Origin of the sequence: Virgibacillus necropolis, assembly GCF_002224365.1 — a bacterium.
Classification (GTDB): Bacteria; Bacillota; Bacilli; order Bacillales; family Amphibacillaceae; genus Virgibacillus_F; species Virgibacillus_F necropolis.
Genome location: NZ_CP022437.1, coordinates 4,001,983 through 4,021,499 on the forward strand (window position 1 = coordinate 4,001,983; position 19,517 = coordinate 4,021,499).

Sequence of the window (19,517 nt, forward strand, 5' to 3'; positions counted from 1 at the left end):
TTTAATTTGCCAGGCTCTTCATATTAATATTTCCTTAAAAAACTAGGTTTTGTTTGAAACCATTCTTGAGTTATTATATGATGACATGCGGTGAAAATTCGTTCAATTACTTGTGTTGAATTAGCCATCACTCGAATAGTAAAACCTGGGATAGATAATTTTGACAATCCAGCTTTAACATCGCTCTTTTCTTTAGAAATAGTTTCATATAATCGGTCAAGAAGGTCCGAATTCGTTTTTTCCCCAACTACGATAAACGATCCTAAATGTGTATAGCCTTCCATATAGCCAAGGCCATTCATATGCTGTGCCTCGGGCGTCAATTTTATATGGTCAAAAGCAACCAGCTCATCTTCTAGATAAATTTCATTGATAAGCCTAACCGTTTCGTAGCTAAAGTGTTTTCCCTCAGGCGACCATCCTGGTGTAAGAATATCTGAATAGAGAAAGGTAGATCCTTTTTTCATCCGTACAACATTTTTCTGATGATATCGCGCATCTTTGTACGCGATAAGCGGATCAGGTAAATACTCTAAATAACTATCTTTTTCAAGAAAAATTTCTGTTTCTTGATAGGCACCTCTGCTTGGCGTTTTATATACTTTGGTAGCAGATTGTGTTGTGAGAGTAAGTTTAGCTTTTTCACCTAGTGATACTTTCATCCGGTACGTATCGCCATCTAAATACCCCCCGCCAGGATTAAGGATATAATAACAAGGCTGCCCTGATTTATTATGATAGACAGGGCGCATTACCTTTAAGGCACCTTGAAAATATATGTTTTTAGCCACTGATTTGCCCTGATTATCTTCTACATTAAGGTCAAGGATGCCTGTCCAATCAGACATCTTGTTCCAATCCTTTTAGTAATGCGTTTTTTCTAATCCAGTCAATTACTTCTTCAAGACCCTTGTTATCTTTTAAATTTGTGAACACAAATGGTTTATTTCCACGAAACACTTTTGTATCAGATTCCATTACATCAAGTCTAGCACCCACAAATGGCGCTAAATCAGTCTTGTTGATGATGAATAAATCAGATTTTATCATCCCTTGCCCACCCTTACGTGGAATCTTTTCTCCTTGTGCAACATCAATAATGTAAATGGAGAAATCGACTAGTTCCGGACTGAATGTAGCAGCTAGATTATCTCCACCACTTTCAACAAAAATAAGCTCTACATCCGGGTGTTTTTCTTGAAGTTCATCAATTGCTGCAAAGTTCATTGACGCATCTTCACGAATTGCCGTATGTGGACACCCCCCAGTTTCCACACCAACAATGCGATCTTCCGGTAATGTACCGTTTGCGACTAGGAATTTTGCATCTTCTTTGGTATAGATATCATTGGTAATTACCGCCATACTAATTTGCCCGTTCAAATGACGCGTTATCTTTTCCACCAGCATCGTTTTACCTGCACCAACAGGCCCACCTACTCCAATTTTTATTGGTTCCATTTACATCAGTCCTTTTCTAATAGTTTAAGACATAAAAATACGTATATTTACTCGTTCATGTTGCATTTGTGATAACTCTATTCCAGGTGATACAATCCCGAAATCATTTTCATCCATTTGCTCTATTTTTTCTGTTGCATGTATTAACTTATTCTGAAATGCATAAACAATCTTTTGTCCAGCTGTTTGTCCGAGCGGGATTGCACGCACTGCATTTTGAACTAAGCTTGCTATAGAAGAATATAAATAATATAAAATGGTAGTTTCTTTGTTCACTTGTAAGAAATGACCAACCATTGTAAAGACAATCGCAGGATGACCAAATGATTGTTTGTTTTTTATTCTTTCTCGATACAAAGATAAAGCTGGTGCATCATACAATGCCTCCGCAAGCTTCAACATCCGATCACCCATACGCTGGGTTCCTTCCCTAGTTTCACGGGCAAGATTTTGTACAGTTAACATCCGATCTAACTTCCATACCTTTTCAAAATTGTCCTGTTCAATAGCCTCATAAACTATTCTTGCGGCTAAGCCATCTGCATAAACAAGTTGTTCGTTTAAATACAATTCCAACCATTGAGAAAAAGTCTTTTGATTCGTGACCGATCCATCCTGAATATAACTCTCAAGACCAAATGAGTGACTAAATGCCCCTGTTGGTAAATTAGAATCACATAATTGAAACAATGATAAAACATTTCTATCCATGGCTATGCCCTATATGACGGAATGCTTGTTTCACCTTGCGTTTTTCTCTGGAAAAAGGTATAGCCAGTTCTTTCAGTAACTCTTCTACGAGATAATCATATTGAACAAGCATGTCACTATCTTCAAACTGTGCTGGAAGATGGCGATTGCCCAATTGATGAGCAATTGTTCCCATTTCGTGAAGACTTCGCGGGCTAATAATCAATAAATCATCGGACAAGACTTCAACTAAGACCATATTTTTCTCATCCATATAAAGTACGTCACCAGCCTCTAGATCCCGTGATTCCTTTAGTCGAATCCCAAGTTCACGTCCATGATCGGTTGTAACACGTTGAATACGTTTAACTAAATAGGCACTTTCAAGATATACCTTTTCTTTATGCCGTTTCTCGATTTCCTTTTGGTCCATTTTGTCAATATTTGTTACGACCTTTTCAATTATCATCAAAACTCACCTCAAAATAAAAAATATCGTTGACCCATTGGTACTTTATCAACGGGCTCACATGTGATTACCTGACCGTTTATTTTCACCTCATATGTTTGTGGATCCACTTCAATCTCTGGTGTTTCAGAGTTTAACTTCATATCTTTTTTAGTTAAATTACGAATCCCTCTTACTGGGCGAATTATTTTTTCTAATCCAAGTTTTTCATGGACCTTATTGTCGTAAGCTGCTTGCGAGATAAAGGTAATGGAACTCTTTGCTAATGCTTTTCCATATGAAGCATACATCGGACGATAAATCATTGGTTGTGGTGTTGGTATGGTAGCATTTGCATCACCCATTAATCCTTGAACCGCTAAACCATTTTTAAGAATTAATTCTGGCTTTGTTCCGAAAAATTTAGGATCCCATAATACAAGGTCAGCTACTTTTCCCACTTCAATCGATCCCACATGTTCAGAAATACCGTGCGTAATTGCAGGATTAATGGTGTATTTAGCTATATAGCGCTTTGCGCGGTTATTATCCGCATACTCACTATCACCAGTCATCGTTCCTAACTGCTTTTTCATTTTGTCGGCTGTTTGCCATGTACGTATCACAACTTCTCCAATGCGTCCCATTGCTTGGGAATCAGAGCTTGTCATACTAAAGACACCCATGTCCTGTAAAATATCTTCTGCGGCAATTGTTTCCTTGCGAATACGAGAGTCAGCAAAAGCGATATCCTCAGGTACGGCGGGATTTAAATGATGACAAACCATTAACATATCAAGATGTTCATCAATAGTGTTAATCGTGTATGGTAATGTTGGGTTTGTTGATGATGGCAAGACATTCATCATCCCCGCAGATTTAATTAGGTCAGGGGCATGTCCGCCACCAGCACCTTCTGTATGGTACATATGAATAACACGATCTTTAATTGCTTTCATCGTATCTTCCATAAATCCACCTTCATTCAATGTATCTGCATGAAGCGCTACCTGTACATCATATTTGTCTGCGACTCGTAATGAATGGTCAAGTGAAGCACTCGTTGCTCCCCAATCCTCATGGACTTTTAAGCCAACTACACCTGCACGCACTTGTTCAGCTAGCGGCTCTTCAGCTCCAGCATGTCCTTTTCCAGTGAGACCGACATTTATTGGGAGCCCTTCTATCGCCTCTAACATCCGATGAATATTCCACTCACCAGGAGTAACAGTCGTAGCTCTTGAACCTGTGGCGGGGCCAGTTCCTCCCCCAATTAAAGTGGTCAATCCTGCAGTCAATGCGACATCAACCTGGGCTGGATTGATAAAGTGTACATGGGTATCAATTCCACCTGCTGTAATGATTCTACCTTCTCCAGCGAAAACTTCGGTAGAAGCACCTATTACAATATCAACATTATCCATAATTAATGGATTTCCGCTTTTCCCAATTCCAGAAATTAAACCATCACGTATCCCTATGTCGGCTTTATAAATGCCTGTATAATCAAGAATAATAACATTCGTTATGACCGCATCAGGTATACCGTCCCCACGTGTTACTAGTGGATGCTGACCCATACCATCACGAAGTACTTTGCCCCCACCAAAAACTACTTCTTCTCCGTATGTGGTAAAATCTTTTTCAATTTGAATAAACAGTTCTGTATCAGCTAAACGGATAGAGTCGCCTGTAGTTGGTCCATACATTTGAGAATATTGCTCTCTAGACATTTTAAAAGTCATTTGGTACCCCACCTTCCAATGGTCCGTCCACTTTATTATTAAAACCATAAACCTTCCGTTCCCCAGCATAATCGATTAATTCTATCTCTTTCTCATCGCCAGGTTCGAAACGAACTGCAGCTCCTGCGGGAATATTTAAACGTTTCCCGTAAGCTTCTTCTCGCTTAAATTTCAATGCCTCGTTCACTTCATAAAAATGAAAGTGTGAACCAATTTGTACAGGTCGATCACCTGTATTAACAACCGTCACGTTTGAACTTATTCTATCTGCATTACAAATAATGTCTTCCTCTTTTAAGATAAATTCTCCTGGAATCATCGTTGATCTATCTCCTTTCATGTTTTTTAGCGAATCGGATTGTGTACCGTAACTAATTTAGTACCATCAGGAAAAGTAGCCTCTACCTGTACATCATCAATCATCTCTGGAATACCTTCCATTACATCGTTACGCGTTAGTATTGTTGCACCATATTCCATAAGCTCTGCAACTGTTTTGCCATCTCTTGCACCCTCTATCACTTCATATGTAATCAGTGCTATAGATTCCGGGTGATTTAATTTCAAACCTCTTTCTCTTCTGCGTTTTGCAAGATCCCCTGCAACTACAATTAAAAGTTTATCAATTTCACGTGGTAATAATTGCATGTGATACCTCCTATCCGTTTTTTTATTTATTAAAAGCTTCCCCTATTTCACGCTTCTAAATACTTAGCAAGAATAAATTGAAAGCTACAAAAGAAGTATTAGACATAACTAAATAAGACATCACAATAAGAATTTTTTGTAAATACCAATTTTGGTTTATAGATTGTGAAATGTGTAACAAAGTATACTACTTATTTAAAACCCAACTATACGGACAGTTAAACTTTAAGCTTACATATTTAAAAAAAATTACTAAGAGGTAGGTCAAAGGTGTCATTCATTTTCAATTAGAATTGAAGGAGATGGTGGTTCTCCTGAACGACTTTTAAAAGAGGATTTCACTTTTTCATCTGGTAGATCAACCGATGTGAAAAGAGTTTGAGATCGTTTATTCTTAGCAGTTAAAAAAGTATAAATCCTTTCTTACTGCATAAGTGCAACTAAGGCTTGGCGATAAGCCAATGTTTCTGAGCTAGTTAAAAACTTCTATTCATTAGAAATGTCCAATACATTCTATCCTATTTTACATATCTCCCGGCGGAAATCAAGTCTTACCCTTCCGTCTTTTATAAGACTAAAACCAGGTAGAAGAAAATAACTTCCTCTACCCTTGTTTTTTTCGTCTATTTACTTTTCACTTTAGCATACATGCATGTATCCCGAAGCTCTTTCCCATCAACTGATAAATCCTCATTTCTAATGATACCCTCTAATTGAAACCCCAATCTCTCCGGAATTGCACAACTTTTGCTATTACGGGTATCACATTGTATTTGCACACGATTTGCACCGAGTTCGTTAAACGTGAATTCTGTTAAACCAGCAACGGCTTCTGTCATATATCCATGCCCACTAAATCTGGTATCACCCCAATATCCAATCTCAAATTTCCGTACGTCCCAATCGATGTTATGTAAGCCTGATGATCCCACAAATTGATTGGTCTCTTTAAGAAATACTAGCATTCTCAGTTTCTCTCTTTTTAAAAAGCTTATGTGTGATTCGCGTGTATTAATTTCTGTCTCTTCCTCAGTTTGGCTGTTTTGCGCGAAACCCATCCATGGTCTAAGCTCATTGATAGAAGCATTAATTGCGTCATATATAGCTTTTCCGTCCCCGGGCATAGGTATTCTTAATCGTAATCGTTCGGTTTCAAATTCGTGTCGGAAGTCTAGTAAAATTGGGTTCATAAGCGTCATATCCTTTTTTAGAGTTCTAAAAAATATATACGATTGCAGAGGAAAATGCAACATGAATTTTTAAAAGTCAAACATCAAACTCCCCGTTATTATATTAATGTATGTATTCTTTTTTTATTAGCTTGTTTAAAAGTCTATTTCTACTAAAAATAAGCAAGTTGTCCTAGGGAAGGTAATAAAATGTGTAGATACCATAGGGGATGCGCCAATTCAAATTGTTATCAAACACATAAACATAATATAAATCGATACAAGACTTGTATAAGATTTACCCATGAATATCACTCCTTCCATAGAAAGCCAACTGATCCCTGGCTTTCTTTTTATTATAGAAAAACACTTCTACACTCCTGTATTTAGGATGATTACTCCAATATGAGACAAGAGCTTGTTTTTTAATATAATAGACTATTGACCGTTTCGTAATGGCTTTTATTTTCATTTATATAAAGTAGGAGGTGAGAAAATGGTATATTACAAATCAAGAAAAAAGAATTATTCAAGAAAGAAATACGAAGAAGTTTGCGAATCACCTGAAAAAAAGGAGGAAAAAGAAATGGGTTATAAGTATTACAATGATTGTGATTGTCATGATAAATATGACAAATGTGATAAATGCGATAAATACGACAAATATGACAAATGCGATAAGTGCGATAAATGCGACGATAAATGTAAGTGCAAAGAAGAGGAAAATAGATTTATTGAATTTGATGTAGATGAGAGCACTAGAATATTTTTCCCTGGTATCAATGGTAATGGTGATGATAATGGAAATGGTAATGGTAATAGAATAAATTCACTTGCTCAAGTGAAAGTTGATGTGGACTGTGAGGATAATGAAGTATTACTACAGGGAACGGTTGAGTGGACACCAAATGATCTCGCTTTAACCACACTTATAGTCACAGCATTAACAACAGCAGGAATTGTTGCACCTCTATCTTTGGAAGGAACATTTAGAATATTCAGAAGCTGCAAGGATGGTAGTTCACCTGTACCAATCTTTGAAACAACAGACACGTCTACAATTAATGGACTTGATCTTGGTAGTCTTCTTGTTCCGGCAGCACTTACGCTTCCATTAAGCACAATAACTACCGGATTTCACTATGTAGATCAAAATCCTTGTTGTGGAGATAATCGTTATTTCTTGACACTTAACTTAAATCTTCCTAATGATCCTAGTATTACTGTTGGTGGAGTAACGGGACTTCTTTCATCGTTTCTACCTGCTTTAACTTTCACTTCAGAAACGAAGGTATTCACAGCAACAGAGATTGAAGAAGTAGATAAGAAGCATAAAAAATATTAATTTGCTATTAGAAAATAAAGTTTAATAGTGAGAACCATTAAAAGACAAATTAATGCATCTAAGCAACCTGTTTTCGATATTCTATCGGAGACAGGTGCTTAAATTTTATCAATTCTTAAAATATGAACCCAGGAAAGAATACCAGTAATAGTTTCGATTATATATCAAAACTTACATTTGATAATACGGTTGATTTATCCCTTCAAGCGCTTGTTTAATAGAATTTCTAACTTCTACATTTTTTTCTATCGTTTCTAGATGGAAATATAAACTCCTTAAAAATTGCTTTATATTTGCTCTATATACGAAATACGCCTGATCACCTGTTGAAAAATTTTGCTTTAACTCATTTGCGAGTTCGGCAATTTTCTCACAAACCATGGATTCACTAAACCCTCTTTGCAACATAGCTATGACTGGATTAGCCATTCGCTCATCTTCTTCATAATGAAAGTAATCCTTATTGAAAGCCATTTTATTAAAAATAGCCGTAAAGACATTTTCTGCGTTTTCAATTGATAGATTTGGTTGTTTAACTAACTCATCTAGAGCATCTGCTACATGTGCAATACTATGCGCCCAGCCTTTTGCGTGGACAAGCCCTCTAATATCCTGTTCTTGATCAAGGTATTTTAATAACGATACAGAAATCTGTTCTATGTCATTCGAAGCTAAAAAGTTTTTTTGCAAATTAACAAGTAAAATCATAGCAATGATTAATGAAGAAAAGGATCTCGTAAAAACTGAATCTTTCCCGATTTCTCCAATTTTATAAAACAAATGGTCAGTGTCCATGCAGGTTGTCAGTATACGCTTAAGTTCTCCGTCTGAATAAGAATCTTCAAGTATTAGCTGAGAAAAGGAACTATAGATCAATTCATCCCTTAATTCTGGATCAACATTCCCTATTTCTCTTAGCATTGCAGTAGTGAGCTCAGAAATACTAATGGATTCATCCATTTGAAAGTTGTTATTTTTATAGGTCATTAGCGTTTCTTTTAGTTCAGTTGCATTCATGTATCTTGTCTCTCCTTAGATTTACCGATTTCCGATTTGAATAGTTGGTCTCTTCCAAGAATGGATAATGGTTACTTGATCTCCCAATCCTTATAGTTAACTCGATCTAATCCTAATTCCTTTGACTTAACCCATTCAAATGCTTTCATGACTAACGGTGATGCATTTCCTACAGATATTTCATCTTCAGATACCCAATGTGCCCCATCCGAATCTTGCCCTTCAAACTGTTCTGGCTTGGTTAATTCTCCACCAGTCTTTTTCACAGAATAGAAAATCGCAATGTGATGTACATGTGTATAGTCTTTGCAGTCCCATGGCAGCATGAAATCAATCGTTCCTATATTCTTGGTTATTTCAATTCCCAACCCTGTCTCTTCTAAAAATTCTCTTTTCATCGCATTTGTTAAACTTTCGCCATCTTCTAATCTACCACCCGGAAGATCGTATCGGTTTATATATGGTCCGCCATTTTTGTCAATTACTAGTAGCCGATTATTTTTCTGGTAGATACCGTATACACCCATTGTACGGTAGAAGTTTTTATCATGTGTCATATCTTACACAACCACCTTTTCTCTTGCGGAATTAATACAGTTTTAATACCATGTATTGAATGTTAATCCTTTCCCATTGAAAAACCTTCAAATAATCGTCCACCAAAAGGTTTAAGTGTAGTATGAACCAGTTTAATGATCTTTTCTTTTTCATTATTTTTATAAAAAGCGTCAAAGGCTTCTACAAATTCCTCCGCAACGTTTTCATCATATTGTCTCAATGCCCTGACAATCCACTTTGACGAACCAATCCAATGCCCATTTGTTCTAAGAGTAAATTCATGAACTGCTTCGGCTAAATAATTAACAATAAAAATTTGCTCACTTCTATTAGTAGACCCGATAAAGTCATCCAGTGCGTCGGTGATAAAATATCGTTTCTGTCTAATTATTTCTTCCGTCCATTTTTCTGGTCCTTTATCTAGTATCTCATTGGCTTCTTTTTTGATTAATTCAATGACACCAGTGTCTTTTAGAATAACACCCTCTGAAATCATTCTTTGCAAAGATGGTCTCGCTCTTTTATAATCAATTTCAAAGAATTTTTTATAAGAAGTCATAGTGTGCACAAAAACTTCAATAGGCCATCCGAACTCTATCAATGACTCTCTATATGCATACTTAATCGTATTATCAATTACCACAATATCAAGATCAGAAGTACTTGTTTCTTCGCCTCTTACTACACTTCCGCCCAATACAGCTCCAAGCGATTTAGGGAAAAAGCGGTCCACAAATTGTTCCGCCGCTTCGACTGGTAATAATCGTTTCTTTTCGTCCATTGTCATGGCTCTCCTATAATTAGTTTTCATATCAATTTCCTTTTGATAATTCTAACAATATCAGTTATTCCAAGACCTTCCGTATCAATTAACTCTTCAAAACAATTGTCTTTAAATGCTTCTGTGCATTTGTTAGTTTGTTGAAAACACCAGTTGCCTTCCGTTTCACCGCGTTCGTATTTCCTTTCAAGATTTATCCAGAACTTCCGCGTAATAATGTAAAGCTCTGCTATAATTTTGAATCCCTTTATCATTTGTTGTTTTTAAAAGTGTATGCAAAACTGTTTTCAATGCTTTAGAATGATCTTCCAAACTGTGAAGAGTTAATGCTTTAAATACTTGAATTGGCTCATATTCAGGAAATTTTTTTTCGCCTTTCAACAACACTTCAAGTGATTTTTGGAATTCTCCTATGACTTTATAGGTGCTACCTAAACAAACATAGGCATCTTTTAAAAGTTCATCTGGTAATCCTATTCGGATTGCTCTTTCATAATACTCAACTGCTTCCTCTTCTAATCCCATATCGTCATGTGTTTGGGCGCAATGAAAATTCAATTCAGCATTCATATGATCCTGCCTAACTAATTCGATGAACAATTGTCTAGATTGTTCTTCTTCACCATCGGCTCTCAACTTTAATGCATGTTCTAATTGACTGTTGATATTATTGCCACCTTATTCCTTCTATATAGTTTTCTACTGCTTTGTTGTCAGATAAGATTACCAAATTACTATTATATGTATATATCTTTTTCAATATCTCTGATTTTTCTTTTTCAAAAAGCCTATTCCACTTGAACATTTTCCAAAATATCTTGAAAGAGGGAACGTAATTAACCTTTTCACGGCCAAGTTTTTGCAATAAGAACCTGCGTATAATTCTGTATATCCTAATAAAATAATTTATATCTAAAAAAATAATAACATCCGCTCGCTCAAAACTTTTTATTACCCAATCAACGCTGTGGACACCTTCGACTATCCACGCGTCCACGTTTACTATTTTAAAAAAATATTCATCTCTTTCCTGAGAAGATCTTTTCACATCGTGTACATCTTCATTTTCACGTCTATTCCAAACCACATTGTCTAGTTCATAATGGGCTATATTCATCTTTTTCGACAATCTTCTAGCAAAGGTTGTTTTTCCGCTTCCAACTGATCCAATAATATGTATTTTTTTGGGTTTCACATGATCATCATTTAAATTAAATTTCACTTGTTAAACTCCACTAGAAATGGATAATCTTCTTCATTTAAACAACTTACGATTCTTTCGCGAAAATTGTTCCATGTCACCATTTCCAGAGCCTCGTTGAGTGGGAAATAACCAACTTCTAGACTCTCACTGCTAGTTGTCAATTTCCCACCAACTGGTTTACCCAAAAACAATGTATTACAAATACTTCTAGAAACGTTTTGGTATATTCCGCAAAACTTTATTATTTCAATATCAACTCCCGACTCTTCTTTAGTTTCTCTAATTGCCGCTTCATTCAAAGTCTCGCCCTCTTCTACTTGACCGCCAGGCATTTCCCAACCTCTACGCGGGCCTTTGATAAGCAATAGTTGACCTTTTTCATTGAGAACGATTGCTGCTGCGGATACGATATGTTTCGGAATACTCATGTAGTACCTCCATCTTTTCTAATAGAAAGTCATATGTTTTTTATCTTTTTTATAGTAGTTCATCCGATCCTGTAGGGTACCTGTATGAAACTCAAATTTATGTCCATCGGGATCGGTAAAATAAATGGATAGCTTATCCTGCCCATCTCTTTTTCTGCCTTCAAGAATGTTTACATCAAGCTTTTCAAGATGTTCACAAGCCTCATCAAATTCACTCTCATTAATACTAAATGCAGTATGTGTATAGGACTCTTTAATCTCCTGACGCGGAATATCTTTTTCCAAATTTAGCGCAAGCCATATTCCATTTACATCAAAATAAGCAGTTGTCTTTCCTTTGACGAGTAGCTTTGCATGAAACACATCTTGATAAAACTCAATTGACTTTTCCAGATCCGAAACAGAAAGTAAAAGATGATTAATACCTTTGATTTGCATACAAGCACCTCCTTCTATATTATTTGGGAGCCACCAATTCTACTTTCATTCTATCAGGGTCTTCGAAATACACCGCATAATGGTCTTCCCCACCTGCAAAAGGGTGTTGATTGGGATACAAAATAGTAATCCTTTTTTCTCTTAATCTATCTGTTACTTTATCCACATGCTCACGTGATTCTGCATGAAATGCTAAATGATTTAGTCCTACCCTACATCGGTGATAAGGAACATCAAGAAATCGTTCGTCAGTCTGGACAAAAACGATGTAGGTATCACCAAGCTTAAAGCTTTGTCCCGCGTCCCACTTTTGGAAAACATGATAACCCAGGTCCTCCAAAAACCAGCCCCAAAATTCAATTGAACCCTTTATATCAGAAACATATAGTTCGACATGATGGATCAATCCTTTAGTCATCTCCACTTCCTCCAATTTACTCAATAATCAACATATCGTTTTCATCAAACTCCCAGTTGTCACCAAATGCGACTTCCCAATGATAGCCATCTGGATCTGAGAAATAACCGCTATAGCCTCCCCAAAATACACGCTCAGGAGGTTTTACAATGGTAGCTCCTGCCTTTTTAGCCATTTCCATAACTTCGTCAACCTCTTTCGCTGACTTTGCATTGTATGCTAGTGTTATTCCCGAAAAACCCTTTCTAGTAGTTGATTCGTTTTCGTTTACATCCTTGACCAGTTCATCTAAGGGATATAGAGCTAACTTTGTTCCAGCATTATTAAAGAAAACAACAACCGGGTTTTCACTTTCTTCTGATGTCTCAAAGCCTAAACCATCCCGAAAGAACTTTAACGATTGACCAATATTTGTTACACCAAGTGTTATAAGATTCAATCTATTCATTTTAAAGTTCTCCTTCATCTATTTATTTTTCCCCGGACGTGGGGACAGGTTTATTGTCCCACAATGATAGAAGTCTTCTAACAAACAAGTTCCTGACATTTTTCACCGTATTACATTTCCAGGTGGAAAGGGACAAGGTTCCTGTGAACTGTCCCTTCGTCCCTCTATACTGATTTAATCATCACTCACATCTTGATAGTTCTCTGGAAAACAGTTTTTGTTGACGGTAAGATATATAGCGGCACTAGCCAACAAAAATCCAGCCAAAAGAAATACATACCTCACGCCAAAAATCTCCGCAATTGCTCCCATCATTAGAGAAGATAATCCAAACGTTAGAGAAATCAGAGCACTTTGGGCACCATACAATTTAGGTAGCTCTTCTGGAGTTGCCTCTAATTGTATATACGTGTCGTAGGCTATTGATTTCACTTGCTCAACAATTCCAAAAAGAACAGAAAACACTAAAGCCATCCATGCAACTGAATTAAGGCCATACATGAAGGTAATGATACTTACACCAAAGGAAGTAGCGATCATAATTTTTTTCAAATGGCGTTCAACAATACTAAAATACTTCGAACAAAACACCCCACCTATCAGTAGACCAATAAAGAAAGTAGTATTTATATACCCCCACCAGGATTCAGACTTTTCCAACACCTCTGAAACAAAAACATAGATGATAGCTGCAATCCACACAACATTTGCTATTGCTTCAATAAAGAACACCACATGAAGGCTTCGAAAAAGTGAGGAATTCCAAATGATTTTCCAGCTTCCCTTCAAAACCCCACCTAGATTAGCATTCTCATCTTTCACATGAAATGGTGTCGAATCCACAATCCTACTAATCATAATAGAAGATACGACAAACAAACAAAACGTAACCCAAATAACATATTTTCCGCCAATTAATGCGACAATTATGCCCCCAAGAGCCCAACCCCCAAGTTGAATGGTTTGGTCTATGACTGATACAAAGCTATTTGCCTTCACGATTTCTTGTTTATCTACAACTCTTGGTAACATGGCTCCGGTTGCTGGCATCGCCCATCCATCCAAAAAGGCAATCACCAATATAAAAACAATCAGAACCCAAATAGATGGAATGGATTGTAAACTCACCCAAGATGCTAAACCTAACAAAACAATTGTCTTTCCAATCTGAGAGCCCACCAAGAGTGTTTTCAATTTATATTTATTGAATAATACTGGTGAAATGAATCCACTTAGGAAACGTCCAAAAGTATTAATAAATGGCAACAATGCTAGATAAAATACAGACTCGGATACTGAATACAAGGTTGATATAAGCCCAACGATGTAAAATACATCACCAAAATTAGCTAACGACTGCCCTATCCATAAGAAACGAAAGGAATTATTTTTCATCTTTACTACCCCTTTTTTATCATTTTTCAATTAGATGAAAAAAAGGTAGATTACATACTCTGATACCTCACTTATTCAGTTTTCTACTCTATTCCAAACGAAGAGAGCGGTTTTTTCAGGTGCTTTTGTACATAGGAAATTAAGCTATTCACCAGTAATAGGACAGCACAAAGTGATAATGCCAATACTGGATTGATTAATTCCGCAACGACACCTGCGAATCCAATGGCTATTATGACAACAATTCCTGCTAGTAGAATTCCGCCACTGCTCACTCGAGCTAAAAAGCTATCGGAAGTGATTGTTTGCCTGGCTGCACCATTGATGACAAAAGCCATCGATAGTGCACCATCAAATAAAAACATACCTGCAAAAGCACTCCACAAGGTAGAAGATATTGCAATGAGCATAACACCAAGTCCTGATACTACTAATATTGTTCCATATAGCTTATTCCAGTGCATATCTTTAACTCGGTGCATCAGAAAGATCCCAACAATATTACCTGCCCCAGCACCTGATAGTAGAATCCCTGTCTCGGCAGCGGTTAACCCCAATACTTGGTTCGCATAAACGATTGCGAGCAAACTTACCGAGTGTGTACTAAAATTAAGAACAGCGAGATTGAGTGTAATGAATCGCTGAATTTTAGTTGAAAACAATAGTTTAAGACCAACCAATACTTGTTTCCATGAGCCTTTCTCAGTTGATTGCTGATTTTTATTAGAAACTTTTTCTCGAATCGTTAAACAAGCAATCCCGATAAAGGATAGTAAAAATGAAAATGCATCAATTCCGAGCGTCGCAGCAGCGCCGATCGCTGTCAATGCAAAACCAGCTAGTAATGGCCCTATCAACGTACTAACAGCGTCAGCAGCTTCCAAATAATTATATGCTTCTACAAGGCGTTTTCGGCCAGCAATCCCTGGCAGTAAAGAGTTAATGGAAATGGTGAAAAATAACCCCGCTATACCTGTGATAAATAAGATTGAAGAAATCACCATAACATTGAACTGATCAATATAGATAACAAATACCAGTAAGGACATCATAATCGCACGAATCAATTCCGCTGACATCGCTATTTTCTTCTTCGGTCTGTTTTCAATCCAAACTCCTACTGGAAGCGAAAAAAGTAATGGGGCGATATGTGTGCTTATCGCTACGATTGCAGCTTTTATTGGTGAGTCAGTAATCTCGAGAACAATCCAAGGAATAACAAGCTCACTAAACCTTCCACCAAAAATAGAAACGAGTTGACCCAACCACAACATGAGAAAATTTCTTTCTCGCAACATGCTTACACCTCAAATTTAAAACGTGTCTATTCAATTTTTGGGTATTCATTCTATTTTACATCGCGTTAGTCCTCCGTTATTTAATAATAGTGATTATTATTTTATACCAAAGTGTCGTAATTGTGAAGTAATTTTCAGAATGTTTTCACGGGAATAGGCTGGTCTATTTTGTTAACATTTTCACCCTAACAAACTTGCGCTTTCCAACCTGCAATACTAGCCCATTATGAATCGTTACACTAAAATTAGGATCTTCCACCTTTTTTTGATTCAAGCGAATTCCACCATTTTTTATCATACGGCGAGCTTCACTCTTAGATGGGAGTAGACCTAAATCAGTGATCAGATCTACGATACCTATCGTAGCTTCCTTTTCCCATGTAACCTCTGGAATTTCATCTGGCATTTGATTTTTTTGAAAAACGGTTAGGAAATATTCCTTACTTGTTTCGGCAGTAGCATTGTCATAAAGCATTTCGACAAACGAGAAAGCTAATCGGACTTTTGCATCACGAGGATGAAGGGTTTCCTTTTTTAGTTGATCCATTATTTCAGCCACTTCATCAATAGATAGATTAGATGCTAATTCAAAATACTTACCAATCAGTTCATCGCGAATCGACATCGTCTTTCCAAAGATATCGTTAGGTTTCTCATCGATTCCGATATAATTTTTCTTGGACTTAGACATCTTTTCTACACCGTCTAACCCCTCTAACAACGGTAGCAACATGACAACCTGCTTTTCTTTTCCAAATTGTTCTTGAATTTGACGACCAAATAACACGTTGAATTCCTGATCCGTTCCGCCTAATTCGATATCAGATTCGAGCATCAATGAATCATATCCTTGCATAACAGGGTAGAAAAACTCCTGCAGGTAAATAGGTTTATTTTCCTTGTATCGATTATGAAAGTCATTTCGTTCGAGCATTCTTGCAACCGTTACGTTACTTGCTAGTTGTAAAACTTCAGCAAAATCAAGTTTAGATAACCATTTCGCATTATAATGCAATTCTACTGCTTCCATATCGATAATTTTTCCAAACTGCTCAAAATAGGTTTGGGCATTGTGCCGCACTTCTTTATCTGTCAACGTAACTCTAGCACTTGTTTTACCAGTTGGATCACCAATTTTACCTGTGAAGTCACCGATAATGAGCTGAATCGTATGGCCTAAGTCTTGAAATTGTTTTAGTTTATTTAATACAACCGTATGGCCAATGTGGATGTCAGGCGCAGTTGGATCCAGACCTAGTTTTACCTTTAATGGTTGATTCTTAAGAATGGATTTAGCAATTTTTTGCTTGAATTCTTTATCAGGAATAATGCCATCTACACCGTAAGCTAAAATATTGTATTGCCGTGCAAGTTCCTTTTGCTGTTCTTCCGTTAATTGTTCTATATAGTTCATTTCTAATCCCCCTCGTATAAAATATAAAATACAAAAAGACACATCCCAATCAAGGGACGTGTCTTATCACGCGTTACCACCCAAGTTGAAGACCAAGGCCTTCCGCTTAAACAAGCTATCGGTTTTACCGTCTTATACTAATAACCAAATTTGGTTTTCATAAAAGAAGCTCAGGAAGGTAATTCATCTAGATACTTGTATCGATTTGCAGCACCCATCGACTTTCTGAAACAACGAAATCTACACTACTTATTTCCGTCAACGCTAATTGCTATTAAGTTAGAAATATAGTACGTCTTTTCAAGTGTAATGTCAATGCTATTTTCATTCGTAATGATGATTCTGAGTCAGCCTCAAGATGGATGCATGAAAATTATAAATACTTTATACTTCTGTGTAAGGAAAACTTTTGGGAGGAATTCGTAATGAAGAAAGTAATTAGTGAAAATTGGGATCTTGATTCTCTATATCCAGATGGTAAGGAATCAAAAAGGTTAAACGAGTTAATTTCAGATCTAAAGCAGGGCATGAAAGGCTTACAAGAAAATGTTCAAACGTTTGATCAACATGATACGCAAGACTTGGTTGACTTTTTTCAAAAGGTGCAGGAATACATCAGCAAAGCTTTTGAGCTAGATGAATTCCTGATTTGTCTATATTCCGTGAATGTGGATGATCCCGATGTTGCCAAGTTGATTGATGAAAGTGAGAAAATTAAAGCTGATATTGAATCATTGAAAATGGATATGGATGAATTATTAGTAAGACTTTCAAAAACAGATTGGCAAGAATTGCTGCAACATCACGGAGTGAAAGAATACCAATTTTACTTAGAAGAACGTAAACAAAAAATGGAAGATAAATTGCCAATTGAAATGGAAAAGGTGATAAATCAACTTTCCATTAATGGATTTATTGGATGGGAAGATTATTATGAACAAATGATGGGAAACTTACGAATTCCGGTTGAAAAAGATGGCCAACAAGAAGAAATGTCGATTGGTCAGGCTCAAAGTTATGCTATGTTTTCAAGTGATCGATCGATACGTCAGAAAACCGCTCGAAAGATTGTTGAGATCTGTAGAGAACAAGCGGAGTCATTTGCCACAGTCCTCAATCGAATTAATGGATTCAGGTTAGATGTATATAAACAACGCGGCTGGAATAACGTTTTGAAGGAAGCAATGGAACAGAATAGAATCAAAGAACAAACTGTAAAGACGATGGTTTCAGCCATCAAGAAAAATAAAGAAATCGTACAGTCATTTTTACAACGAAAAGCTCAAGTAATGAAATTAGAAAAATTGAGTTGGTATGACACGGACACCCCGAGCTTTACTTCTAATAAAAAGGTTTCCTATAGTGAAGCAGCTGATATAGTGATTACGCAATTTCATAAATTTAGTGAAAAGTTAGGTGTGTTTGCAGAAAAGGCATTTCATGAAGGTTGGGTTGAAGCTGAAGATCGGAAAGGAAAAATGCATGGCGGTTTCTGTGCATTTATGCCGCTAAAAAAGGAAAGCCGTATTTTCCTAACCTTCACAGGGAGCTATCAAGATGTCGTGACGATTGCCCATGAGCTTGGTCACGCTTATCATAATTATATATTGCAGGATGAACCAGCGTTTTCACAAGAAACCAGTACGAGTGTTGCAGAAACAGCTTCCACCTTTGCTGAAAATTTAGTACTGGATGCTGCAATCGAACAGGCATCTACTGATGAAGATAAACTATCCTTACTAGAAATGAAAATCTTAAATGGTTTGAAATACCAAGTAACCGTACCAGCTATGTTTGAATTTGAACAACGGCTGTATGATAAACGAAAGGACGCACCACTTACCGCAGATGAGATATCAAATTTGATGGAAGGAATGATAAAGGACGTTTACGGAGATACTGTCGATGAAAATAATAAGTATTTCTGGATGACTATCCCACATTTTTATCATACAGATTTAGCATTCTACAACATTCCATATACAATCGGTTATTTATTTAGTAATGGAATTTATGCATTAGCTAAAGAACAGGGCGACCAGTTCTCTGAGCAGTATGATGCCTTATTGCGGAACTCAGGAAGAATGACGGTTGAACAATTAGCAGGGCGTTACCTGAACAAGGATATCGAAGAAAAGGAATTTTGGGAAGCTTCCCTACAACCAACTATTGAAGCAATACACGAGTATTTAGAGTTGACGGAAAAGATGATATAGATATTGAAAAAGGGAACAGTTTAACATTCACCTTCTAAAGGTATTATTAACATGGGCCTTTACTGTCCTCTTACTAAATGTATAGGGAGTACGTATTCCTTTTGAAATGATAACGTAATAAATTAGTAGTTGTTTTATTGAAATCAATAGAATACAATAAAAAGGTAATTAAAAAAGGCGAGTCGTAAGTGTCCGCTTACGACTCGGACAGTATCCGCAAGGTACGGCGACTTCGTTTTCGGGATTGAAAAAAGTAATTATCCAGTTAACTCAATCGACAGGGTGATTACTTTTTTTCATGGCTGTTTACAATTAACAACACAAGCGTCGAAGACATAAGCATCAACTCAATAACTTTGTCAATTGGTATCACGAGCTTCATCCCCCTTTCTTTAA

General features: G+C 36.7%; 22 protein-coding genes and 1 other annotated feature. Of the genes, 2 read left to right on the top strand and 20 right to left on the bottom strand.

Going from position 1 to position 19,517, the window contains the following annotated elements:
• Positions 1-23: 23 nt before the first annotated feature.
• The 8 genes from CFK40_RS18990 to CFK40_RS19025 form a co-directional block, all read right to left on the bottom strand.
• Complete coding sequence (locus tag CFK40_RS18990; RefSeq protein WP_089533944.1) at positions 24-848, bottom strand: urease accessory protein UreD; 825 nt, start codon at positions 846-848, stop codon at positions 24-26.
• Positions 841-1,461 carry an urease accessory protein UreG gene (gene ureG / locus CFK40_RS18995; RefSeq protein WP_089533945.1) on the bottom strand — a complete coding sequence of 207 codons (621 nt, stop codon included), beginning with the start codon at positions 1,459-1,461 and terminating at the stop codon, positions 841-843. The genes CFK40_RS18990 and ureG overlap by 8 nt, the downstream gene beginning before the upstream one ends.
• Before the next feature lie 24 nt (positions 1,462-1,485).
• Positions 1,486-2,172, bottom strand: a complete 687-nt coding sequence (locus tag CFK40_RS19000; protein ID WP_089533946.1) for an urease accessory protein UreF — start codon at positions 2,170-2,172, stop codon at positions 1,486-1,488.
• Entirely contained in the window at positions 2,165-2,620 is a 456-nt protein-coding gene (gene ureE / locus CFK40_RS19005) for an urease accessory protein UreE (protein ID WP_089533947.1), read from the bottom strand. The genes CFK40_RS19000 and ureE overlap by 8 nt, the downstream gene beginning before the upstream one ends.
• An 11-nt stretch (positions 2,621-2,631) precedes the next feature.
• Positions 2,632-4,344, bottom strand: a complete 1,713-nt coding sequence (gene ureC, locus CFK40_RS19010) for an urease subunit alpha (RefSeq protein ID WP_089533948.1) — start codon at positions 4,342-4,344, stop codon at positions 2,632-2,634.
• Positions 4,334-4,663 carry an urease subunit beta gene (locus tag CFK40_RS19015; RefSeq protein ID WP_089533949.1) on the bottom strand — a complete coding sequence of 110 codons (330 nt, stop codon included), beginning with the start codon at positions 4,661-4,663 and terminating at the stop codon, positions 4,334-4,336. The genes ureC and CFK40_RS19015 overlap by 11 nt, the downstream gene beginning before the upstream one ends.
• A gap of 26 nt (positions 4,664-4,689) precedes the next feature.
• Positions 4,690-4,992, bottom strand: coding sequence for an urease subunit gamma (locus tag CFK40_RS19020; protein WP_089533950.1), 303 nt, complete (start codon positions 4,990-4,992; stop codon positions 4,690-4,692).
• 623 nt (positions 4,993-5,615) lie between these two features.
• Positions 5,616-6,182 (bottom strand): GNAT family N-acetyltransferase, encoded by a 567-nt coding sequence (locus CFK40_RS19025; protein WP_089533951.1) that lies wholly within the window; start codon positions 6,180-6,182, stop codon positions 5,616-5,618.
• A 475-nt stretch (positions 6,183-6,657) separates the two neighbouring features.
• Between CFK40_RS19025 and CFK40_RS19030 the strand changes: the two genes are divergently transcribed.
• Positions 6,658-7,506 (top strand): hypothetical protein, encoded by an 849-nt coding sequence (locus CFK40_RS19030; RefSeq protein WP_089533952.1) that lies wholly within the window; start codon positions 6,658-6,660, stop codon positions 7,504-7,506.
• Between the two features lie 171 nt (positions 7,507-7,677).
• Here CFK40_RS19030 and CFK40_RS19035 read toward each other — a convergent pair whose 3' ends face one another.
• The 12 genes from CFK40_RS19035 to tyrS all read right to left on the bottom strand — a co-directional run bounded on the left by CFK40_RS19035 (position 7,678) and on the right by tyrS (position 16,905).
• The gene (locus CFK40_RS19035) at positions 7,678-8,523 is read right to left on the bottom strand and encodes a DUF2785 domain-containing protein (protein WP_089533953.1); all 846 of its coding nucleotides are present in this window, start codon (positions 8,521-8,523) and stop codon (positions 7,678-7,680) included.
• A gap of 71 nt (positions 8,524-8,594) precedes the next feature.
• Positions 8,595-9,080, bottom strand: coding sequence for an NUDIX hydrolase (locus CFK40_RS19040; RefSeq protein ID WP_089533954.1), 486 nt, complete (start codon positions 9,078-9,080; stop codon positions 8,595-8,597).
• A 62-nt stretch (positions 9,081-9,142) separates the two neighbouring features.
• On the bottom strand, positions 9,143-9,862 hold the full coding sequence (locus CFK40_RS19045; RefSeq protein ID WP_089533955.1) for a nucleotidyltransferase domain-containing protein: 720 nt from the start codon (positions 9,860-9,862) through the stop codon (positions 9,143-9,145).
• A 186-nt stretch (positions 9,863-10,048) separates the two neighbouring features.
• Complete coding sequence (locus CFK40_RS19050; protein WP_089533956.1) at positions 10,049-10,432, bottom strand: tetratricopeptide repeat protein; 384 nt, start codon at positions 10,430-10,432, stop codon at positions 10,049-10,051.
• Between the two features lie 97 nt (positions 10,433-10,529).
• Complete coding sequence (locus CFK40_RS19055) at positions 10,530-11,084, bottom strand: P-loop NTPase family protein (RefSeq protein ID WP_227001828.1); 555 nt, start codon at positions 11,082-11,084, stop codon at positions 10,530-10,532.
• A complete protein-coding gene (locus CFK40_RS19060; RefSeq protein ID WP_089533957.1) occupies positions 11,081-11,494 on the bottom strand; it encodes an NUDIX hydrolase in 414 nt (137 codons plus the stop codon). Before CFK40_RS19060 ends, CFK40_RS19055 begins: the two co-directional genes overlap by 4 nt.
• A gap of 18 nt (positions 11,495-11,512) precedes the next feature.
• Positions 11,513-11,932, bottom strand: a complete 420-nt coding sequence (gene fosB, locus CFK40_RS19065; protein WP_089533958.1) for a metallothiol transferase FosB — start codon at positions 11,930-11,932, stop codon at positions 11,513-11,515.
• Positions 11,933-11,951: 19 nt separating this feature from the next.
• The gene (locus tag CFK40_RS19070) at positions 11,952-12,350 is read right to left on the bottom strand and encodes a VOC family protein (protein WP_089533959.1); all 399 of its coding nucleotides are present in this window, start codon (positions 12,348-12,350) and stop codon (positions 11,952-11,954) included.
• A 16-nt stretch (positions 12,351-12,366) separates the two neighbouring features.
• A complete protein-coding gene (locus CFK40_RS19075) occupies positions 12,367-12,798 on the bottom strand; it encodes a VOC family protein (RefSeq protein ID WP_089533960.1) in 432 nt (143 codons plus the stop codon).
• A 174-nt stretch (positions 12,799-12,972) separates the two neighbouring features.
• Positions 12,973-14,193, bottom strand: a complete 1,221-nt coding sequence (locus CFK40_RS19080; RefSeq protein ID WP_089533961.1) for an MFS transporter — start codon at positions 14,191-14,193, stop codon at positions 12,973-12,975.
• 83 nt (positions 14,194-14,276) lie between these two features.
• Entirely contained in the window at positions 14,277-15,491 is a 1,215-nt protein-coding gene (locus CFK40_RS19085; RefSeq protein ID WP_089533962.1) for an MFS transporter, read from the bottom strand.
• 163 nt (positions 15,492-15,654) lie between these two features.
• Positions 15,655-16,905 (bottom strand): tyrosine--tRNA ligase, encoded by a 1,251-nt coding sequence (gene tyrS, locus CFK40_RS19090; RefSeq protein ID WP_089533963.1) that lies wholly within the window; start codon positions 16,903-16,905, stop codon positions 15,655-15,657.
• A 49-nt stretch (positions 16,906-16,954) separates the two neighbouring features.
• Positions 16,955-17,176, bottom strand: a binding site (T-box leader).
• A 154-nt stretch (positions 17,177-17,330) separates the two neighbouring features.
• Here tyrS and CFK40_RS19095 point away from each other — a divergent pair.
• Positions 17,331-19,121: a M3 family oligoendopeptidase gene (locus tag CFK40_RS19095; protein WP_089533964.1), complete on the top strand. Its 1,791-nt coding sequence runs from the start codon at positions 17,331-17,333 to the stop codon at positions 19,119-19,121.
• The last annotated feature ends 396 nt before the right edge of the window (positions 19,122-19,517 follow it).